The following is a 21,533-nucleotide window of genomic DNA, read 5'->3' on the forward strand; positions in this document are numbered from 1 at the left end:
TATGAATTTACTTTGCTTTACTCACATCCGTAAGTGCATTCAGAAAAGCTATAATCTGCTGAATCTCTGTTTGGGTAAGGTTAAGTTTATCCGGTGCCAGAGTCTGGTTCTTCATTTTCAGACCCAATCCTTCACCTCCGCCTTCATTATAAAAATCAAGGACCTCATCCAGGGTATTAAAAGCACCGTTATGAAAATAGGGTTTTGTAAGGGCAATATTTCTCACCGTTACAGTTTTGAAAGAATAATCATAGATCCAGGATTTTTCCTTTTTTACAGGACTGTTTCCTCTTCCCATATCTCCGTCAAGTTCAACAGGAAGCTGTTTGACAGGTTTTGTTGTAACGCCCAACACTTCTGATTCATTTTCATTAAAGAACGGTGGTACCAATCCTGAAAAATGAGGTGCAAAATGACAAGTGGCACATGCTGCTTTTCCCATAAATAGGTTGAATCCCTTTTTTACATCATCGGATACCTCTTTTTCATTTCTCATAAAACGGTCAAAATCACTGTTGAAGGAATATAATGAAGCAACATACGAACTTAAGGCTTTTGAAAAATTTTCTTTATTAATTTCTCCGTCTTTGAATGCCTTTCGGAATGCTTTTTTATATTCAGGTTTGGTTTTTAATTTTTGAATAATACTCCCGTAGCTGGTATTGAATTCTTCTTCATTGTAAATGACATGTTCAGCCTGCTGTTCCAGATAAAAAGCGCGAAGATCATAAAAAAATCTTTTGGCAAAAACCGCATTATAAAGGCTTGGCGAGTTGCGCAGAACATTTTTTCCTTCTACATTGCTTGGAGATTTTGCTTTAAGATCTGTAAAGGCGTTTTCGGGAAGATGACAGGTTGCACAACTCATTTTACCATTACCGCTTATATTCTGATCATAAAACAGAGACTTACCAAGCTGCCGAAGGTGAGCATTATCTTCCGATGATTTTAATACCGTATAAAAATACGGATCCAGAAAATCACTGCTGAAAAAGTCCTTATTTCCTACATTCCAGCCGGAGAATTCTTTCAGGTCGTCCGGCCGGCCATCCCAGCTTCCTAATTCCTGATAGAGAGGTTGTATATATTGTTTATAAAATTGAATTCTGTCAAAAGTTTCAAAATCTTTATTTTCTGCGAGATACATAATTGCATCCGACAAGGTTTGGTTTACTTTCCCGGTGTTATAGTTTTTAAAATAAGCATCATCATTGAGGTATTTTTGCATTCCTGAGAGCGCATGAGCGGTTTCTTCTGAAATGTTCAGTGATCCCGGAGTATCAAAACCTGTCACTCCCAGTGAATATATTCTGATAAGTTCAATACGCAACGGTAAGGTTTTATTGTTACCCTTACTTAAGCCATTTTTCATGGCACTTAGATAGAAACCGGAATAGCTGTTGTATAAAAAATCAGTAATGGTTTTCATCTTTTCTTTTTCATCATCCGCTTCCTCTGAAAAAATAAGTTCATCCAAAACCTGTAAACCTTCTGGAGGAAGTGTATAAGCTGATGTTCCTGCAGCTTCGATGTGGAATAAAGGGGCTGCATTAAGATGCGTCTTGGTAAATTCAGGATAATGGTAGGCAATATAAAATTCTATTTCCTTGAATGAATTTCTGGTACGACGAAATGATTTTTGTAGTTCTTCGAGAGAGATCCGGTCTTCAGAAAATTGATACACATCTGCTTTCAGCTGTTCAAGCTGTCCTTTAAAATCAGTTAAACCCTTGTTTATAAATGTAGTCTCCGTTTCTTTTCCGTGGTCAACAGGATTGAAAGACATTACTGCAAATCCTGTCAAAAGGATAACAACAAGCAGTGGATATGTTCTCATGAATTTTTAGCGGCAAAAGTATTAATCACATATTATCTGAACTTTAATAGCAGATTAAAAAATGTTTATGATTCAGATAAAATATTTTTCACTAATTTTAAACCCCGAAATCAAATTCATTATTCTTAAAAGATCGGTTTATTCCACCTACCGTTAAAATAATGAGGAAAGTTATTGGGAGAGGATATTTGACATTAAATTCAAAACATCAAAAAAACTAAAATAAAATTATGAAAACAAAACTATTGTTTGCATTAGCAGCAAGCTTCCTTTCTCTGACTGCATTTTCACAAAAGAAAAAAACTCAGGAAAAAACACAGACGAAGCCTGAGGAAATGGCCGTTTATGCGGAGAAAAAAGGCAACGATTATTATCTGGTGCGCCTTGAAAAGGATAAGAATGTTCCTAATGTGTATGTATACTCCAATGGAGAAATCAAACGTTATAAAAATTATACCGATCTTAAAGATGTTGTCATGGAGTTTCCGGGAATGTTGCAGGCTAACAATTCTACAAAAGAAGAGCTGATCTCTATTTTAAAAAAAGATAATCATTTCTACGAAATCACTTCCCAGAGAAAGGATCCTAAAAATTTTGAAAAAACAACCATTACAGTATATGAAATAATGGGCGGACAGAGAAGAATTGTTGAGGACTATGATTCTATCATCCAGGTAATGGCCTCGCCTTATAAAGAAGCTATTGTTATTAATTAAAAGAACAAAAAATATACATATTATGCTTAATAAACTTGCTGCCTCAGAACTCGTTCTGAATGAAGACGGAAGTGTATACCACCTGAACCTTTTACCTGAAGATATCGCCGACAAAATTATTCTTGTAGGGGATCCGGACAGAGTAGCAAAAGTTTCAACTTATTTTGATACAGTAGAGATCAAAAAAAATAAAAGAGAATTCTATACCCATACAGGAACCCTTCGTGGAGAAAGAATTACGGTAATGTCGACAGGTATTGGTACCGAAAACATCGATATCGTAATGAACGAACTGGATGCTTTGGTGAATATCGACCTTAAGAACAAAGAATTCAAAACAGAACATAAAGCGCTTGAGCTATTCCGTATGGGAACTTGCGGAAGTGTAAACCCTGATGTGCAGGTAGACAATATGCTGGTTACACAAAATGTAGTAGGTTTAGACGGTTTGATGCATTTCTATCAGGATTATAACTTTGAGAATGAGTTCTCCAAAAGCTTTTTAGAGAGATTCCCGTACGAAAGAATCAAGCCTATGCTTTACTTCTCTGACTGGGCAGAGGAAATGGGTGAATATTATAAGGACGCCAAATACCACGGGAATACAGCGACATTCCCCGGATTCTACGCACCACAGGGGAGACAGCTTCGTCTGAAAGCAGTGGATGATCAATTCTTAGAAACATTAAATGATCTTGGAATTACCAATTTTGAAATGGAAACTTCTGCAATCTATGCTCTTTCAAAATTATTAGGGCATAAAGCAATCACGGTAAACAATGTTATTGCCAACAGAAGACGTGGAGAATTCTCTGCAGATCACCATGCGTCTGAAAAAAACCTGATTACCTGGGTACTTGACAGAATTATTAAGTAAGAAATTACTCCGTTTTTTATAAATGCAAGCTATTCTCACTGAGGATAGCTTTTTTATTGTATTGAACTAAAACCCTTCAAATATTCACTACACTTTAGGATATATTTGTGTGCCACGGTTCATTTTCTTATGAATTTTCAATCCGTACTTTGTGCTTTTTTTTAAATTAGCAAAAACTAAAAACCTAAAAACCAACATTAATATGAAAACGACCAAGCTTTCTGATTTATCTCTTGAGGAATTAGTTAAAGAAGAAAAAAAACGATCAAGTATACATATTTCCTATTGTGTTTTGATCGGATGTATGATCGGAACCTCCGTATATGCTACGGTAAAACATGGATTCACTTTTGTGAGTGTCTTGCCTTTGTTTTTTATTCCCATGAACTGGGCTATATGGAAGAGTAAAAAGGATGTTACAAAGGAAATTCAATCCCGTAAATCAAACTAAAACACCTGCTTTAATAAAAAAGGACTTCCAAAACCGGAAGTCCTTCACACCATATCAACTATAATAAAACTTATTATTCAAATTAAAACTCATTGATCATTATATAAAAATGGCCAGAGTATAAGCTTCCAGCACTTCCTGAAATATTGGTCAGATTAACCGTAATACCGGAAGTAGAGGTCATTCTTGGGTTGGAAATTGAAAACGTTGAATTGCCTGCAAAATCTCCTGCCGGAGAAACAACGACAACGGCTCTCGTGGAACCCGGTTTCGATGCTGCCGGAATAGGAATCTCCAAAGTGGCAGATTTTCCCGGAGGTATGTTGTTAAGAGACACATCCGGCCACACTTCAAAGCTAATCTGGTTCTTCTGTACGCTTCCTTTTTCTCCTAACTTGAACTGTCCGTTCACATCAAGTTTTGCAGAAATATTCGGAGCCCCCGTACCAATACCTACATTTGCATTATTATTCCCCAGCACAATGGTATTGGCCTGTGAGGTAGTTGCTCCATATCCTATCGCTGTTGAATATTGTCCTAAAGCATTAGCTCCAGAACCTACAGCTGTTGAATTTTCACTGTTGGTAACAGCATTATATCCTAAAGCGGTCTCGCTGTTTGTATTTGTTTTCGCGCCATACCCTGCTGCGATCGACTGAAAGCCTCCGGCAGAAGCGTGATTTCCAATGGCCGTGGATTCGTTTTTACTGGTTTGTGCGTTATATCCGATAGCAATGGATTTAAATGCACCGGCAGCTGATTTATTTCCGATTGCCAGGGCATCGTTAGCTGAAACTGACGCAGCACTCCCGATAGATACACCCTGAAATGCAGAACTTGAGCTTCCTATTGCAATTCCGTTTTGCCCTGCATTGGCTCCCAGCCCTAAACTCACAGAATTATCAACTCCAAGTCTTCCTGCTGTGGAAGCATTGACTTTAAAAATAAGATCATCCCGGGTTTTCGTTCCTAATGAAAGGTTCGTATCAGATCCTGAATAATTACCTGTATTTGTTCCGGTTGTATTCCAGCCTGTTCCACCATCACCTTTATTTGTCTCAGATGTACTGGTTGAGAATTTGTTCCATTTGGAACTGTACCAAAAATAGTATCCGGCTTCCTTTAAATTTCCGTTTCCATTGTTCCATACAATCAATCCGTCTGCAGGAGCAGGAACCGTAGTATTATCTGTAGATGATGCTAAAGCAACACTTGGCAAAAGAACTCCCTTACTTTTTGAAGCAATCTGAAGCATTGCAGATGGATCCGGATCAGGTAAACCAATCCCCACCTGAGCACAGACAAAAATATGTATCAGTAAAAAGAGAAGGCCAAGCTGAAGTTTATAATTTTTTTGCACCACTTATGTTTTTTGCGGATGCAAATATACAAAATATTTAATAAATACCTAATTAAATTACAAATATCATAATTAATCCACTTACTTGTGATTAATGAAATTTCTATTCACTAAATATTGAAAAATAATTAAATATCAACCACTTACAACACATCCACATCATACACACCATAGACACGTTGTTATCAGTTAAAAAAACACAATTATATCATTAATAAAAAACCACACATAAATTTAAACAAAATAAAATTTATCACAATCTCTTGAAACAACTTTCAATATGATCGTTGATCATACCCGTAGCCTGCATATGAGCATATACAACGGTTGATCCCATAAATTTGAATCCTCTCTTTTTCAGATCCTTGGCAATAAAATCAGATAAATCAGTGGTAGCAGGAATATCAGACAGAGTTTTTGGCTTTTGGTCTAAAGGTTTTCCGTTCACGAAACCCCAGATGTATTCTGAAAAGCTTCCGAATTCTTTCTGCACTTCCATAAACTTCTGGGCGTTGGTAACGGCGGACAATATTTTCAGCCGGTTTCTGATGATTCCGGCATCATTCATCAGTTCTTCTATTTTTTGACTATCGTAGACAGCAATTTTTTTATAATCAAAATGGTCAAATGCTTTCCTGAAATTATCTCTTTTAGACAGAATTGTATACCAGCTTAGTCCCGCCTGAAAGCTTTCAAGAATCAGAAATTCGAACAAAATACGGTCATTATATACAGGCGTACCCCACTCTTCATCATGATATTTTCTGTACAGATCATCTTTTTCGCACCATCCACAACGTTTTTTTTCCATAAATATTAATTGTTATAATAAATGAAGCATTGATTTAGAAAGTTATAACAAAATATTGTGAAAAGTTTAACAAAATGATTGAATTTTAGGAATGGTTATTGTTTAATCATTAGCACCAAACCAAATTTATAGTATTATGAACAATTCAGATTATAATAAAGCCGAAAATGCAGTAAACAACGCAGAAAATTCTTTACAAAATGCTGCAGATAAAGCAAAATGGAAAATCAATGAATTGGCAGACAGAGCCAAAGATTATATTAATGAAAAGAGGGATAATGATCAGGAAGCTAATCAAGAAGACTGGCTAGACAGGGTAAAAGCTAATGTATCCGACGCCTGGGAAGACATCAAAGATAAAGCGGATGAAGCCTGGGAAAAAACTAAAGACGCGGCAGAGGATGTGAAAGCAGAATGGAACAAGAAAACCAATTAAAAATTCAGTCATATAAATATTTTCAAGAAAATGGAGTCTTATAATTGATAAGGCTCCATTTTTATTATGTCATAACCACAATTATTGCTACATTTGTACTATAATAAACATTAAAAAATTATGTCATACGGTTTACTTAAAGGCAAAAAGGGAATTATTTTTGGAGCCCTTAATGAACAATCAATCGCATGGAAAGTTGCTGAAAGATGCCATGAGGAAGGTGCAGAATTCATCTTATCCAATGCTCCTATTGCTTTGAGAATGGGAGAACTTAATGGTTTAGCTGAAAAAACAGGCTCTGAAGTGATAGGTGCTGATGCTACTTCTATCGAAGATCTTGAAAAACTTTTTGATGCTGCTGTTGCAAAATTCGGTAAAATTGACTTTATCCTTCATTCTATCGGAATGTCTATCAATGTAAGAAAAGGAAAACACTATACGGAAATGAACTACGACTGGTTGGAAAAAGGTTGGGATATCTCAGCAGTTTCTTTCCATAAAGTAATGCGTGTTGCCTGGGAAAAAGACTGTATGAATGAGTGGGGAAGCATCTTGGCTCTTACGTATATTGCAGCTCAGAGAACATTCCCTGATTATAATGATATGTCTGACAACAAAGCTTATCTGGAAAGTATTGCGAGAACTTTCGGAAATTATTGGGGAGAAAGAAAGGTACGTGTAAATACAGTTTCTCAGTCACCTACAATGACTACTGCAGGTAGCGGTGTGAAAGGTTTCGGAGGATTCTTAGGATATGCAGAAGATATGTCTCCACTAGGAAATGCTACTGCCCTTGAATGTGCAGATTACTGTGTCACTTTATTCTCTGATCTTACGAAAAAAGTAACCATGCAGAACCTTTTCCATGACGGAGGTTTCAGCAGCTCAGGAGTTACTCAGAAAGTAATCAGTAAATATGATGCTGAAAACTAATCTGTTCTCAAATCTGACGATACGATAATTCGTTTTTAGAATATATAAAAACCCATGAGATTATAATTTCATGGGTTTCTTTTTTGGGGTTGGGTAATCAGTATGACTATGATTCATATGAAAATCAACAATAAAATAATCAAATCGGCGGCCTCTTCGAGGCCGCCGATTCTTCTACAAAATAATATTAATATGAGATTATAAAACTACAGTCTGAATAGAATGGGCAGGTGCCTTTAATCTGGCAGCCATTCCTTCGATCCAGAGATTGGTTTCTATATCGTTGTCTGAATCATTCATGATCACGGTGACCAGTTGTCCGTTTTCATTCATAAATGCACTTGAGGTAAGTGCTGCTCTGTTGGAAGAGCTTCCTACCCTCTGAGCATTCGGCCTGATGTATTTTGAGACATGCCCGATATAATAGTACTCGTAGGTATACAATACTTCTCCTGTTTTGGTATTGGCAATGATCGGGGCAAAACAAAAGTTTCCTTTATGATTAGGGCCTCCTGTTTCATCTAACAGGATATTCCAGTCGGTCCACATGGCATTTCCTTTGTTGAAATCGTTCAGCATATTTTTTCCGTACAGCTCACCAAGGCTTACATCCTCAATTTTATCCATAGTAAACTGTTCCTTGCAGCCTTCTGTAAAAGCCAGAAACTTGTCCGGGAAAGCTCTGTGCGTTTCCGCCAGATTATCAAAAAGCTGAGTTTTGTTGTTCCAGGTTTCGTACCAGTGGTATCCTATTCCATGGGCATATTTTGATGTTTCAGGATCGCTTAAGGTTGTTGTTGCTCTTTGATAGATTAAATCTCTGTTGTGATCCCAGATCATCACTTTTTTATCTTTATATCCATTTTTCCAAAGCGTTGGTCCGAGATTGTTTTTCAGGAAATCACCCTCTTCTTCTGCTGTATAGATACAGGACTCCCAGCTTTGGGTGGCCATGGGTTCATTTTGAACCGTTAATCCCCAGATATTAATCCCTCTTTTTTCATATTCTTTAATGAATTTAATATAATAATCCGCCCAGGTCTGGTAATATTGGTTTTCCAGTCTTCCTCCTTTATAGAGACTTTTATTCGACTTCATCCAGGCCGGAGGGCTCCAGGGCGAAAAATAAAAGGTAAAATTATTACCGATGGCTTTCTGAGCTTCCTTGATCATCGGTATTTTATACTTTTCATCGTGCGCAAGGTTAAAAGACTTCAGAGAAGTATCATTGTCTTCTACATAGGTATAAGAGTCACTGGAAAAGTCGCAGGAATTCATATTGGTACGAACAACAGTGTAGCCCAGACCGTTTTTCCCATAATAAGCATCCAGAATTTCTTTTTGTTTATTCTTGGGCATTTTGTAAAAAGTTTCGGCTGAAGCATCTGTAATAGCTCCCCCGATTCCGATTAACTTTTGATATTTAAATTTGGGTGCTACAAAAATGCAGGCCTCTGTTTCTTTAGGCTGCCCGAATGGTTCAAATTTCACTATACCCTTATCCGCCATTTTCTCATTTGCCTTGGAATTGGTAAGGATTACTTTAGCTGTTTTTCCTGCATTTTTCTTCCAATAATTCTGAGCATTGGCATTGAAAACAATACCTACTACAAAACAACTTACAATTAGTTTTCTCATGATTTTTTTATTTTTGGACAAGCTTGTCTCCTTTTTCATTATTTATTTTGATAGACCCTTACGTAGTCTATATAATACTTTTGTGGAAAGATAGTTTCGTCTATCCCTTCTTTTCCGCCCCAGAAGCCGCCGACAGCAAGGTTTAAGATGATAAAATACGGCCGGTAAAACGGCCATGATTCGCCGGTTTTTTCTTTATTTTCATAAGTGAAAAATTTTTTATCATCAATATAGACATCAATTTTCTCAGGTGTCCATGAAGCTTTGTATACATGGAACTTTTCGCTGGCATCTTTTACAAAAAGGGTGTCTGTTTTCTGGGTTCCCTGAATATGGTTATATTTTTTGGTATGAACCGATGCATGGATATACCCCGGATGATAACCCACATGTTCCATAATATCAAGCTCACCGTCATCCGGCCATTTCTTCATATTTTCACTCATCATCCATATCGCCGGCCAGGTTCCGCGACCTTTTGGCAACTTTGCCCGGACCTCAACAGTTCCGTACTGAAAAGAGAATTTTCCTTTGGTTAAAAGCCTTGCAGAAGTGTATTTATTATGCTCCCAATTTTCTTTTCTGGCTTCAATCACCAGATTCCCTTTCTCCATTCTGGCATTTTCGGGTCTGTTTTTGGTATAAAACTGGGCTTCTTCATTTCCAAAACCTCCTCCTCCGACATCATAATTCCATTTTGACGAATCAGGCAGTCCTTTTCCGTTAAACTCATCACTCCAGATCAGTTTTCTGCCGGAATCAACTTTAGCTGATGTACAATCGGTAAACGATAACAGTACTATTGAGGCTGCAAAAAGCTGAATGATAGTGTCGGGTCTGAATTTCATGCGATGTTAATTTCTGTTTGATTAAAAAATATAAGTTGCCGTCGATTTTCCTGAAATTGTTACAGCTGCGTATTTCCCGGCAAATTTAATATTAAAATGCTCATCATCCTCGGCCTCATTCTGAACAATGACCACTATTTTCCCAGATTGAGTCATAAAAGCAGCCGTTGAAAGATTTTTTGTCTGTGAAGAAGCAATTCTCCTGGAGCCGGGAGGAACAAATTTAGAGGCATGAGCAATAATATAATAGGCAACATTTCTTGTAAAATTTTCACTATCGGAGACCGTGATTGCGCCCTTACATTCTGTACAGCCACCCTCGGTGTGGGGGCCATATTGAGGATCATTGGCAAGGTTCCATTCCAGGGCGGTTTTGCTCCAGTTTCTCATAGAACCGATGATGACGTTTTTAGTATGCCAGTTGAGGTCATCGTTAAAATTTCCTTTGGAACCTGTCCATTGTTCGGTAAAGTACAGATTTTTATCAGGAAAAGCATTGTGAACTGTTGTTAATGCAGAAATTTCCCCTTCGTAAAGATGAAAAGCTGATCCATCGATATATTGGTACGCCTCCGGATCTTTTAACATATCAATAGTATATTCCGGTTTGTTACAATTGTGATCGTAGATTACAATTTTTGTAGTGATCCCGTTTGTTTTAAAAACCGGTCCTAAATGATTTTTAATAAAATCTCCCTGTTGGGCAGACGGCATATATAAGCTCGGATTATTTCCGGGATGCAAAGGTTCGTTCTGAGGAGTGATGGCATCAATCTTTATCCCTCCTTTTTTCATTTCCTGAATATATTTCACAAAGTAATTGGCATATGCTCTGTAAAATTCGGGTTTCAGACTTCCTCCTTTTGTTTTTCCGTTATCTTTCATCCAGACCGGTGGCGACCACGGTGCAGCAATGATTTTAATATCGGGGTTAATGGTTAAAATTTCTTTCAGCATCGCCATCAGATTTTTATCCCTGGTAAGGCTGAATTTTGAAAGCTCCACATCAATCTGCCCTGAAGGCAGGTCATCATATGAAAATACTTCACTGTCAAGATCTGAAGCGCCTATGCTCAACCGCAAATAGCTGACTGAAATTGAATTTTCATCTTTCCCGAAAAGTTCGTTAAGCAAAGCTTTCCTTTTAGCAGGAGACAGGCGATTGATCACGTCCACACTTCCACCTGTCAATGTATATCCGAAGCCATCAATATATTGAAACTTCTGATCTGCATCAATTTCAATATTCTGAAAGGTATCGGATGTATTTCCAAATCTGATGGGAGTCTGTCGCTGCAATTTTACGCTTTCATCTCCTTTTGTAAGCCAATACTGAATTTCATTTCCTTTGTTATGAGCCAAGGAAGTACACGATAAAGGAAAAAGTACCACACCGCAAAGCAGTGCAGTACCTTTAAAGAAACTATATAAGTTGTGAAACTTCATGGTTAGTAGCCAGGATTTTGTTTTAAAGAGGTATTCGGCAATTCATTAAACGGAATCGGTAAAATTTCGTTTTTGCCACTTTTAAATCCTTTAAAGGCCAGTTTGGAAGGTGCATCTCCCCATCGTACAAGGTCGAACCAGCGGTGTCCTTCCCCTGCAAGTTCTCTTCGCCTTTCATCTTTAATAGCCTGTAGTGAAACAGGTACTGAGGCAAGACCTACTCTGGCTCTTACTGCATCCAGCAAAGCCTGAGCTCTTCCTCCGGAGGCTCCCAATGCTTCTGCTTCCATCAGATAAGTATCGGCTAAACGTATCGCAATGTAGTTTTGTCTGAAGTTAAGTTCTGCCGGTCCGGGAAGTGAGCTTTTTAATGCATTGGTAGGTAAATATTTATTCAGAAAATAACCGGTATCTGCAAAGGCCGGGCTGTAAGAAGCTTTCCCGTCAGCAACCAATTGTTTAGCATTGAAAACTGTTACATTTAACCTTGGATCTCCCTGCATAAAGGTAACGTAATCATCCGTCACCGTGTTGAAGGCCCATCCTGAAAAGATATCCGGAGCATCATTATTTGGAATATTTTTTAAAGAATAAGAACGCGGGCATACCATTACATTGATAGAATTACCTTCATCTTTACCCTGTCCCCAGAACCCCCAATCTGAGTTTCCTTTGTTGGTATGCATTACTTCAAGAATAGATTCTGTTGAAAATTTATAAGGATCGGAGGTTTCCGGCCCTACTTTAAACAGGTCTGCATAGTTGGCCACCAGTTTATATCCGTACTGGCTGGTTCCGCCGGGTGTGCCATTCACTTCTGCGAACTGGGCTGCGGCTTCAGGCATCTTTTTATCATAAAGATATATTTTCCCTAATATGGCTCTTGCTGTTCCTTGGGTGATTCTACCTTTATCATTACCACTGGCCGTCATCATCAGGTCCGGAATAGCTGCGTTGATATCGTTTTCTATCTGTGCATACACGTCACTTGGTTTGGCCTGCGGAATATGCCAGTAATCATCGTTGAACTTCAATGTCTTCAGAATTATCGGGATATTACCAAACATTCTTACCAATTCGAAATAGTATAAAGACCGGAGAACTTTCGCCTCGGCAATATATCTCTTTTTAAGATCATCGCTCATAGAAGCGCCCGGGACTCTTTCTATTAAAAGATTAGCACGTGCTACTCCCTGATAAAAATCTTTCCAGTAACTCGCAGGCATGGTATTGGGGTTGATCATATAATTATTTATTCCCTGAATACCGGCTCCATCACTGGAACTTCCCCCACCGGAATAAAAATCATCGGACCCTGCATTAAAAAAAGTAACGGTATTCTCGAATCCTCCTGAATATTTTCTCAAAATATCATACACGGAAACCAGTGCACTAAAAGATTGCTGCTCATTCTGAAAGTACAAATCAGTATTAAAAGCTCCTGAATTCTGTACATCATCCAGGTATGAATCACTGCAGGCGATATTACTAAAGCTTAAACCTGTTAAAAAAGTAATAGCCAGTCCTTTATATATAAAATTCTTATTTTTCATGTAATTAGGTATTAAAATTGAATATTTGCCCCTATCATAAATGTTCTGGCTTGCGGATAGTAAGCTCTGTCTACACCAATGATATCCTGCTCAGAATTATTTCTTCCCGCAATTTCAGGATCATAACCTGTATATTTTGTGAAGGTCAATATATTTTCTCCGGTTACAAAAAGTCTCACTTTATTCATTCCAAAGCGGCTCGTCACATCATGTGGAAGCGTATATCCCAGCTGAATAATCTTCAGACGAACATAATCTCCTTTTTGAAGGTAGTAGCTAGACATCCATGAGTAATTATGGTTGGGATCATTACGGGTAATTCTCGGATTATCGTTGGTGGAACCTTCTCCCGTCCAGCGATCCAAAATTTTTGTCTGGTAATTGGCATCCGGTAAATCCAATCGTCTTAAGCCCTGGAAAATTTTGTTTCCGGCCTGCCCCTGGGCAAACATCATGAAATCAAAGTTTTTATAATTCAAATTGATGGTAAGACCGAAAGTATATTTCGGAATAGAGCTTCCCAGATTTACTTTATCCTCTTCATCAATTTTACCGTCTCCGTTGTTGTCCTGCCAGATAAAATCTCCCGGCTTTGCATTCGGTAATAATTTGGTCCCGTTTGAGTTAACATAAGCATCGATTTGCGCCTGGTTCTGGAAAACACCGCTATAGGTTTGTCCGTAGAATGATCCGTAAGGTTGCCCTACAGCTACTCTGGATACAGCTCCCATCGTTTGAAAGGAAGCAAGATTAAAGTAGTCAATATCATCTTCTAATCGTAAAACTTTGTTTTTAATTGTTGCAAAATTTCCGTTCACTGATATTCCGAAATCATTCCAGTTCTTCTTAAAGCCCAGTTCAAGCTCTAACCCTGTATTTTCCATATCACCGACATTTGCCCAAGGTAATTCAGGTACTCCTACATAACCCGGGATATTTACTCTTCTGAGAATATCAACCGTTTTCTTTTTATACCAGTCTGCCGTTAACGTAAAATTGTTGAATAACTTTAAATCTGCTGCAATATTCAGCTGGCTGGTCTGTTCCCATTTAAGGTTAGGATTTTCCATTGTACTCGGCGCATATCCGATAATAATATTATTTCCGGAATTGGTATAATTGCTTCCTGAAACCATGAAACTGGCATATTGAAAGTTGGACATTTCGTCATTTCCTAATACTCCGTAACCACCTCTCAGTTTCAAATTATTAATGACTTTATTTTCCGGCCAGAAGTTCTCTTTATGGACATTCCACCCTAACGATAAAGAAGGGAATGTTCCCCAGTGCTTATTGGTAGCAAATTTTGATGATCCGTCTCTACGAATGGTACCTGTAAATAAATATTTATCGGCATAATCATAAATAATCCTCCCAAAATAAGATGCTTTACGGGTCTGAATTCCGTCCCACCCTGTTGCCGTAATATCATCCTGGGGAATCGTAAAATTGAAAGAGGCATCCTGCCAACGGTCAACAGGTAAATTGGTATATGTCAGGCTTGTACCTCCTGCAATATTGTACCGATAAACTCCCTGTCCTATCAATATACTGAAGTTGTGGTCTCCGATTTTATTCTGATAGGTCAACGTATTTTCCATACTCCACTCAAATTTATTTTCATCCACTTTATTCAGGCTGTTGAAGCTTGTATTGTTGTAATTGGGACTTAAATAATATTTCGGAGTAAAAGCCCGGCTTCCCCAATATGATTTTTTACCATTCAGGCTTGATTTAAAGGTAAAGTTTTTAAGAAACTTAAGTTCCGCAAAAACATTCCCTACAAAATCATCAGACCAGCTGTAATTTCCCTGCTGGATGTGGCGGAAAGCCTTTGGATTCGTCATTTCGTTATTCACATAACGGGAAATTCCATAAGGATTACCATTGGGGTCACGAATGATATAAGGATTGGTATAACCACTTGGATCTACTGCAGACCAGTCTGTTACCACCACCGGAGTTGTGGGATCCAGATTCACTGCAGAAGCTAAAGGGCCTCCAAACTCTTCGTTAGCACTGATTCCCTGAGACTTGGTATGCGTGTAGGCAAATGTCTGTCCTATGGTCAAATAATCTGTTACTTTATGGCTGGAATTGAATCTGGCATTGATCCTTTTATAATAGGAAATGTCGCTCATTACAATACCTTTCTGATCAAAATATCCGAAGGATGTGTAGTAACTTGACTTATCATTCCCACCTGTAATACTTACTTCATGGGAAGATTTTTCCCCTGTTCCGAAAATGGTATCCTGCCAGTTGGTCCCTTGTCCCAATGATTGCGGGTTTGAAAATCTCGGTGCACCTCCGTCATTTACCAGACCCTCATTGATGATCTGTGCATATTGGGAAGCATTCAGAAGATCCAGTTTTTTAGCCGTATTTGAAACTCCGAAAAAACCATTATAAGAAAGACTCAGCTTACCTTTTTTCCCTTTTTTGGTTGTCACAAGAATTACTCCTTTTGCCGCAGAAACTCCATAAATTGCTGATGAAGCTCCGTCCTTCAGGACTTCGATACTTTCAATATCCGACTGATTAAGCCAGCCGATATTGTCTACCACAATACCATCGACCACCCACAGAGGGCTGTTACTTCCTGCCCCGAAACTGGTAATACCTCTCACACGCACTGTTGCCGGCGCTCCCGGCTGCCCGGAATTCGTCACTACAGAAACCCCTGCAGCTCTACCCTGCAATACCTGCTCCGGTTTACCGGCCGGAATGTTTTCGATGTCACTGGCCTTAATACTTGCTATAGCTCCGGTGACGTTACTCTTCTTCTGAGTACCATACCCGATCACTACAATCTCGTCTATTTTATTCTCTTTAGAAAGCGTGTCCTTCACCTTGGTCTGGGCACTGAAGTTGGCCGTAAAATAGAGGACAGCCACCAATCCTAAGCTTCTTGATATTCTTACATTCATATACAGTTATTGTTTAATTCTCAAAATGAGACAATAAAAATATATTTTTTTTCATATAATTAACATTACATTCACAAATATTTTAATTTTTCTTTTATTTTTAAGGGTTAGAAGCCCTATCTTCGCATTAATATTTCATAAAAAATCAGAAAAAACTAAAAAAGTACATCCCCAAAATGACCGCCAAGCTTTCCCGTATTTCACTTCCCCTTAAACTTACTTTTCTGATTTTTTCAATGGTTTTAAATTGTATGGGACTTATTATTCTGCAGCTTTCAGAAGCTAAAATAACCTATACCGAACTGGGATTGCTGGAATCATTTAAAGATCTGCCCATTGCCTTTATCTCTCTTTTTGCAGTAAGTTTCATCAATAAGACCGGAACTAAGAAAGCATTGATTCTGGCCTTGACGATCGTTGGATTTTGTTGCTGCTTACTGCCTTTTATTGCTCATTTTTGGTTTTATAAGGTTTGGTTTGCCATTATAGGAGCCTGTTTTGCCATTGGTAAAATTTGTGTCTTCGGGATTATCAGGAATAATATTTCGGATGAAAAAGCGCTGGCCAAAACGATGAGCAGTGTGGAGGCTTCATTTATGATCGGAATTTTTGTGGTGAATACAGGATTTGGCTGGCTGATTTCCAGTCGGTATTCTGAATGCTGGAAATTTGGTTTTTTGATGATTGCTGTTGTGTCTGCGGTTACCATATTTCTTTTGTCAAAATCTGAAATTTCTGAGTCGCAACCTCTGGAAAATAAAACTATATTTTCTGAATTATCAGGCTTTATGACTCCCGGAGTTGTGCTGTTTCTGGCTGTCATCTTTTGTATCGTTTTTGTGGAACAGGGATTTAATTCCTGGCTGCCGTCTTTTTATAAAAACCATTTGAAAGTCAATTCATTCTTTGCTCTTCAGGCCACATCGTTTCTTGCTATATTTTCTTATGCAGGAAGAACCTTCACTGCTAATATTATCCGTAGATTTCCTTTACAAGGTTATTATATTTCGTGTATGGTTTTCATCATCTTTGTATTGGGTGTTATTTTGGGGATACAGTATTTCGGGGCTGAAGATTCAGGATTAATCCTTTTTTTGTTTCCGATAGTTGGCCTGTTTTTATCTCCGCTCTACCCTGTCATCAATTCAAAAATGATTGCACAGGTTGGTAAGGATAAGGTTAACCTTTTTACTTCGCTTATCGTAATTTTTTCATCATTAGGCAGCTCAGTAAGTTCTATTATCATGTCTGTATTATTTGGGAAGCAACTTTTGAATTTTTATCCGTTATATATTTTAACATCTGTAATTCTTCTTTTTGTGATTAGTTTGATATATTTTAGCATCACAAAAAAGAAAATTTAGAAAATAGTTTTATTTTTACAACCATGAAAATCAAAGACACAAAAAGTAAAGAAACACTTCAGGAACTGATAGACACCAAAGATTTTGTTGCCCACATATCAGTAGACTGTACCATATTCGGGTTTCATAACAATATTTTGAAAGTACTCCTTTTAAAGTATCATGACCTGGACTTATGGTCGCTTCCTGGCGGGTTTGTTTTCAACGATGAAGATCTTCGGGAGGCTGCAGAAAGAGTTTTATACGAAAGAACTCACCTGAAAGATTTGTTTTTAAAGCAATTTCATACATTTGGAAGAATAGACCGTACCGAAAACAATGTACATCAGATCCTTTTGAAAAACAAAGGAATAGAAGTTCCTGAAGATCACTGGATTTTTCAGAGATTCGTAACGGTAGGATATTGCAGTCTTATCGATTTTTCGATGGCGAATACTTTTCCTGACGCTTTTAATGAAAGCTGTGAATGGTTTGAAGTCAGCAAACTTCCAAAGATGGCTTTTGATCATGACAGAATTATAGAAACAGGTCTGGAATACCTGAGAATGAATATCAATACTGAAGTGGCAGCCAGTAATTTACTGCCAGAAAAATTTACCATGAAAGATCTTCAGTTGTTGTATGAGACAATCTTAGGCCAGAAATTCAGAAGAAACAACTTTCAGAGGAAGATTTTAAGCCTTAACATTCTGGACAGGCTGGAAAAACTTTATGATGGCTCAGCCAACAAAGCTCCTTATCTGTATAAATTCAAAAGCAAGGTTCATAATGCTACCCATCAGTATCCTATATCAAATGATGAGGAGGCTTAAAAGTGAGCATTTCACACTAAAAAGGAATAAAAACCCCTTATATCACTGAAAACCAACCGCAAGATAAGTTTTCAAAAAAACTTTCAGAACACCACGAAAAATGTTATTTTTAACAAAATCAAAAAATCATGTCATATTATCCTCTTACAAGCATCCCTGATTATTACGGGATTGATGCTTTACTTACTGAAGAACACAAACTGATCCGCCAATCTGTAAGAGACTGGGTTGAAAGTTTTGTAATGCCGCAGATTGACCAGGCAGCCCAAAATCATACGGATCTTCCAGGTCTTATGAGAGAATTGGGTAAAATCGGGGCACTAGGTCCTTATATCCCTGTTGAGTATGGTGGTTCAGGATTAGACCAGATTTCTTACGGTCTGATTATGCAGGAGTTGGAAAGAGGAGATTCTGCAGTACGTTCTGCGGCTTCAGTACAGAGCTCTTTGGTGATGTTCCCGATCAACGAATTCGGTTCTGAAGAACAGAAAAAGAAATATCTTCCAAAGCTTGCTGCAGGAGAAATGATCGGATCTTTTGGATTAACTGAGCCCAACCATGGTTCTGATCCTGGTTCTATGGAGACATATTTTAAAGATATGGGAGATCATTATCTTCTGAATGGTGCTAAAATGTGGATCACCAACTCTCCTCTTTGCGATATTGCTGTAGTATGGGCAAAAAATGAAGAAGGAAAAGTGCAGGGATTAATTGTTGAAAGAGGTATGGAAGGGTTTACCACTCCGGAGACTCACAATAAATGGAGCTTACGAGCTTCCAAAACAGGAGAGCTGGTATTCAATGATGTAAAAGTTCCGAAAGAGAACCTTCTTCCGGGAGTTACAGGATTGAAAGGACCTTTATCCTGTTTGAATTCTGCAAGATATGGAATTTCATGGGGAGTGATCGGTGCAGCGATCGATTGTTATTGTACTGCCGTTCAGTATTCCAAAGAGAGAAAACAGTTTGGAAAACCAATCGGATCCTTCCAGCTTCAGCAGAAAAAGCTTGCTGAATTCTTAACGGAAATTACCAAAGCTCAGTTACTATGCCTTCAACTCGGAAACCTTAAGAACGATCACAAAGCTAGTCCGGCTCAAATTTCTATGGCCAAGCGTAACAACGTGAAAATGGCTATTGACATTGCACGCGAGTCGAGACAAATTCTCGGAGGTATGGGAATCATGGGTGAATTCCCAATGATGAGACATGCTGCCAATCTGGAGTCAGTAATTACTTATGAGGGTACTCATGACGTTCATTTGTTAATCACCGGTTTAGATATTACAGGAATTAACGCCTTTTAACTCAAACTAATATAGATAAAAAGAGTCTGGTCATATGATCAGACTCTTTTATTTTATTCACTTTCCTGAGAAATTATATTCAGTGAATAATTATTAATATGATAACATTATTCAACTTTCATTAAAAATATTATCTTGAAGTCATCAAAAAGATGACAATATGAGAAAAATTACATTTTTTTTACTAAGTATTACGGCTCCATTTTACCTTGCACAGCAGGCAGGAGACCTTGTAAGTGCGGAACAAAAACTAGATCTGACGCCACAGGGAGTAGCTAATTTTATTGCCAATAATCTGGGTGAACAAAATGCTCCGGATTTTGTAAGCTACCTGAATAGTTTTAATATCGGTTTAAAAGGATATAAAATAACTTATTACACCAAAAATGAGAACAATATCCTTGTAAAAGCAACCGGCTTACTTATGTTTCCCAATGTAGGTTATAAACTGTCGACCGTAGTATCTGATCACGGAACAACCGATAGCAGAAATAACGTTCCTTCCAATTTTAAGGGAGCTCTAACTGCCGGTTTCGTTGTTGAGCTTTCTTATGTCCTCAATGGTTATATTCTCATGGCTCCTGACTATGTTGGAATGGGAACAGGAGAAGGCGTTCACCCGTATGTAGATTATGCTACTGAAGCCGGTGCTACCATTGATTTTGTAACTGCTGCCAATAAAGTTTTAGCCCAGCAGGGAGTAAAAAGGTATGATGAATATTTCCTGACCGGCTATTCCCAAGGGGCTCATGCTGCTATGTCGACGATCAAAATGCTGAATACTGCGAATCCGACCCATCTCAAATTCAAATATGCTTATATGGGCGACGGACCGTATGACATGTCAGAAACCACCTTAAAAAAAGGGGTCTTAGAGAAAGATATTTATCCGTTTACCGCCTTCCTGGCCAATGTTCTTCATAGTTGTAATAATACAGGATTCAGAACATACAACAATAATATCTCAGAAGTTATTTCCGCAGAATATTTGGACCGCTATACCTATCATGTTGTTCAGGATAACGGGGGGCTGTTGTGGGGCCCAGTCATATGGAGAAAGCTTTTTACCAATACCTTTATCAATGAAGTGACCAACAATCAAAATCATGTGTTCAGACAATGCCTGCAACCCAAGGATGTATACAACTGGTACAATAAAACCCCGATGACTCTCGGGCATTCGACAGTTGATCTGGCTATTCCCCCGGAAAATACTTCTAAAACAATTGATGTGCAACGAGGATATTATCCGTGGTGGGATCTGAACAAATATAAACTCGAGGCTTTTTATTGGGGACCTTTAGGTCATGTGGGAGGCATTATACCGTTTGTGCTGGCTTCCAATGCAAAATTCAATAGCTTAAGGAGTGGCGGCCTTCTCAATCAATGGGCGATTGCGGGATCTATTTTTGGAAAGAAAGCATCTGATGTATCTTCAGAGATCAATCCTTTATCTTCTTCCCAGATTAAGCCCGACCTTGGAAATATGCAGTTAGTGGAAATTACAGATTTCAATAAAGAAAAGGCAGCCGGAAGATCTGCTGTTGACCGAAATTTATCTGCTTTGAAAGATGGAGTTTATCTGCTTAAAGTTACGGAGAACAATGAAAATAAAATGATTCCGTACATCAAAAGTACTCCAACAGTCATTGAGGAGAAAGAAATCGTACATTCGGAAAATAATGATCTTTTAAAATTAAAAATTGATCAGGAGGAGCTTTCAGCCATCAACATTTTTGATCAGAACAAAAATTTACGGGCCAGTATTTCAAAGGAAAAATATCTGGAAACAGGAGGAATTGATCTGAAATCGCTTGATCATCAAACATATACATTCGAAGTGGTGACTCCGTTTTATAATCTTCAGTTTAATAAAGCTGTGGGTACTCTGTCTCCGGAAAACAATGCAGATATTTTTGCACAAAATCATCAGATCAAGGCAAAGGCAGTCAACGGTATTAAAAACATTAGCATCTACAGCATTTCAGGGGCGTTGGTACGCCAACATGAAGTGAATAAGGACCAGTTTGAATCAGGAAACTTAGACTCAGGAATTTATGTAGTTCAAATGATTTTAAACAATGGTAAAACAATTAATAAAAAGGTAAAACTTTAGACCTTAATCCATCTTCATATAAATCATTTCAAGTTAATTTTGGGCACTCCGTTACTGGAGTGCTTTTTTGTTACGGGTTTGCTCCACAAAATAACTCT

At 38.1% G+C, this 21,533-nt stretch carries 17 protein-coding genes; 9 read left to right on the forward strand and 8 right to left on the reverse strand.

Features of this window, described 5'->3' with window-relative positions; genetic code table 11:
* Positions 1-7 precede the first annotated feature (7 nt).
* Entirely contained in the window at positions 8-1,837 is a 1,830-nt protein-coding gene (locus M030_RS0121155) for a cytochrome-c peroxidase (RefSeq protein ID WP_027375232.1), read from the reverse strand.
* Between the two features lie 230 nt (positions 1,838-2,067).
* Between M030_RS0121155 and M030_RS0121160 the strand changes: the two genes are divergently transcribed.
* From M030_RS0121160 to M030_RS0121170, 3 genes are all read left to right on the forward strand, one after another.
* Entirely contained in the window at positions 2,068-2,553 is a 486-nt protein-coding gene (locus M030_RS0121160) for a hypothetical protein (protein ID WP_027375233.1), read from the forward strand.
* A 22-nt stretch (positions 2,554-2,575) separates the two neighbouring features.
* Positions 2,576-3,430: a nucleoside phosphorylase gene (locus M030_RS0121165; RefSeq protein WP_027375234.1), complete on the forward strand. Its 855-nt coding sequence runs from the start codon at positions 2,576-2,578 to the stop codon at positions 3,428-3,430.
* A 202-nt stretch (positions 3,431-3,632) separates the two neighbouring features.
* Positions 3,633-3,881: a hypothetical protein gene (locus M030_RS0121170; protein ID WP_123840954.1), complete on the forward strand. Its 249-nt coding sequence runs from the start codon at positions 3,633-3,635 to the stop codon at positions 3,879-3,881.
* 82 nt (positions 3,882-3,963) lie between these two features.
* Here M030_RS0121170 and M030_RS0121175 read toward each other — a convergent pair whose 3' ends face one another.
* Positions 3,964-5,241 carry a hypothetical protein gene (locus M030_RS0121175; protein WP_027375236.1) on the reverse strand — a complete coding sequence of 426 codons (1,278 nt, stop codon included), beginning with the start codon at positions 5,239-5,241 and terminating at the stop codon, positions 3,964-3,966.
* A gap of 253 nt (positions 5,242-5,494) precedes the next feature.
* Positions 5,495-6,052 carry a DNA-3-methyladenine glycosylase I gene (locus M030_RS0121180; RefSeq protein ID WP_027375237.1) on the reverse strand — a complete coding sequence of 186 codons (558 nt, stop codon included), beginning with the start codon at positions 6,050-6,052 and terminating at the stop codon, positions 5,495-5,497.
* 136 nt (positions 6,053-6,188) lie between these two features.
* On the opposite strand from M030_RS0121180, the gene M030_RS0121185 reads away from it, so the two are divergent.
* Positions 6,189-6,488, forward strand: coding sequence for a hypothetical protein (locus tag M030_RS0121185; protein ID WP_027375238.1), 300 nt, complete (start codon positions 6,189-6,191; stop codon positions 6,486-6,488).
* A gap of 120 nt (positions 6,489-6,608) precedes the next feature.
* A complete protein-coding gene (locus tag M030_RS0121190) occupies positions 6,609-7,421 on the forward strand; it encodes an enoyl-ACP reductase (protein ID WP_027375239.1) in 813 nt (270 codons plus the stop codon).
* 198 nt (positions 7,422-7,619) lie between these two features.
* On the opposite strand, the gene M030_RS0121195 is transcribed toward M030_RS0121190, so the two are convergent.
* The 5 genes from M030_RS0121195 to M030_RS0121215 are packed head-to-tail and all read right to left on the reverse strand — an operon-like array spanning position 7,620 to position 15,836.
* Positions 7,620-9,059 carry a glycoside hydrolase family 30 protein gene (locus tag M030_RS0121195; protein ID WP_027375240.1) on the reverse strand — a complete coding sequence of 480 codons (1,440 nt, stop codon included), beginning with the start codon at positions 9,057-9,059 and terminating at the stop codon, positions 7,620-7,622.
* 38 nt (positions 9,060-9,097) lie between these two features.
* A complete protein-coding gene (locus M030_RS0121200; protein WP_027375241.1) occupies positions 9,098-9,907 on the reverse strand; it encodes a family 16 glycosylhydrolase in 810 nt (269 codons plus the stop codon).
* A 21-nt stretch (positions 9,908-9,928) separates the two neighbouring features.
* The gene (locus tag M030_RS0121205) at positions 9,929-11,353 is read right to left on the reverse strand and encodes a glycoside hydrolase family 30 protein (RefSeq protein WP_027375242.1); all 1,425 of its coding nucleotides are present in this window, start codon (positions 11,351-11,353) and stop codon (positions 9,929-9,931) included.
* Between the two features lie 2 nt (positions 11,354-11,355).
* On the reverse strand, positions 11,356-12,906 hold the full coding sequence (locus tag M030_RS0121210; protein ID WP_027375243.1) for a RagB/SusD family nutrient uptake outer membrane protein: 1,551 nt from the start codon (positions 12,904-12,906) through the stop codon (positions 11,356-11,358).
* An 11-nt stretch (positions 12,907-12,917) separates the two neighbouring features.
* The gene (locus M030_RS0121215; protein WP_027375244.1) at positions 12,918-15,836 is read right to left on the reverse strand and encodes a SusC/RagA family TonB-linked outer membrane protein; all 2,919 of its coding nucleotides are present in this window, start codon (positions 15,834-15,836) and stop codon (positions 12,918-12,920) included.
* A gap of 176 nt (positions 15,837-16,012) precedes the next feature.
* Here M030_RS0121215 and M030_RS0121220 point away from each other — a divergent pair, with 176 nt between their 5' ends.
* The 4 genes from M030_RS0121220 to M030_RS0121235 all read left to right on the forward strand — a co-directional run bounded on the left by M030_RS0121220 (position 16,013) and on the right by M030_RS0121235 (position 21,435).
* Positions 16,013-17,200: an MFS transporter gene (locus M030_RS0121220; protein ID WP_027375245.1), complete on the forward strand. Its 1,188-nt coding sequence runs from the start codon at positions 16,013-16,015 to the stop codon at positions 17,198-17,200.
* A gap of 23 nt (positions 17,201-17,223) precedes the next feature.
* Entirely contained in the window at positions 17,224-18,012 is a 789-nt protein-coding gene (locus M030_RS0121225; protein ID WP_051585205.1) for an NUDIX hydrolase, read from the forward strand.
* A 128-nt stretch (positions 18,013-18,140) separates the two neighbouring features.
* Positions 18,141-19,319 carry an acyl-CoA dehydrogenase family protein gene (locus tag M030_RS0121230; protein WP_027375247.1) on the forward strand — a complete coding sequence of 393 codons (1,179 nt, stop codon included), beginning with the start codon at positions 18,141-18,143 and terminating at the stop codon, positions 19,317-19,319.
* 160 nt (positions 19,320-19,479) lie between these two features.
* Positions 19,480-21,435: a T9SS type A sorting domain-containing protein gene (locus M030_RS0121235; protein ID WP_027375248.1), complete on the forward strand. Its 1,956-nt coding sequence runs from the start codon at positions 19,480-19,482 to the stop codon at positions 21,433-21,435.
* Positions 21,436-21,533 lie beyond the last annotated feature (98 nt).

It is taken from the genome of Chryseobacterium sp. UNC8MFCol, assembly GCF_000482305.1.
In the GTDB taxonomy this organism is placed as follows: domain Bacteria; phylum Bacteroidota; class Bacteroidia; order Flavobacteriales; family Weeksellaceae; genus Chryseobacterium; species Chryseobacterium indologenes.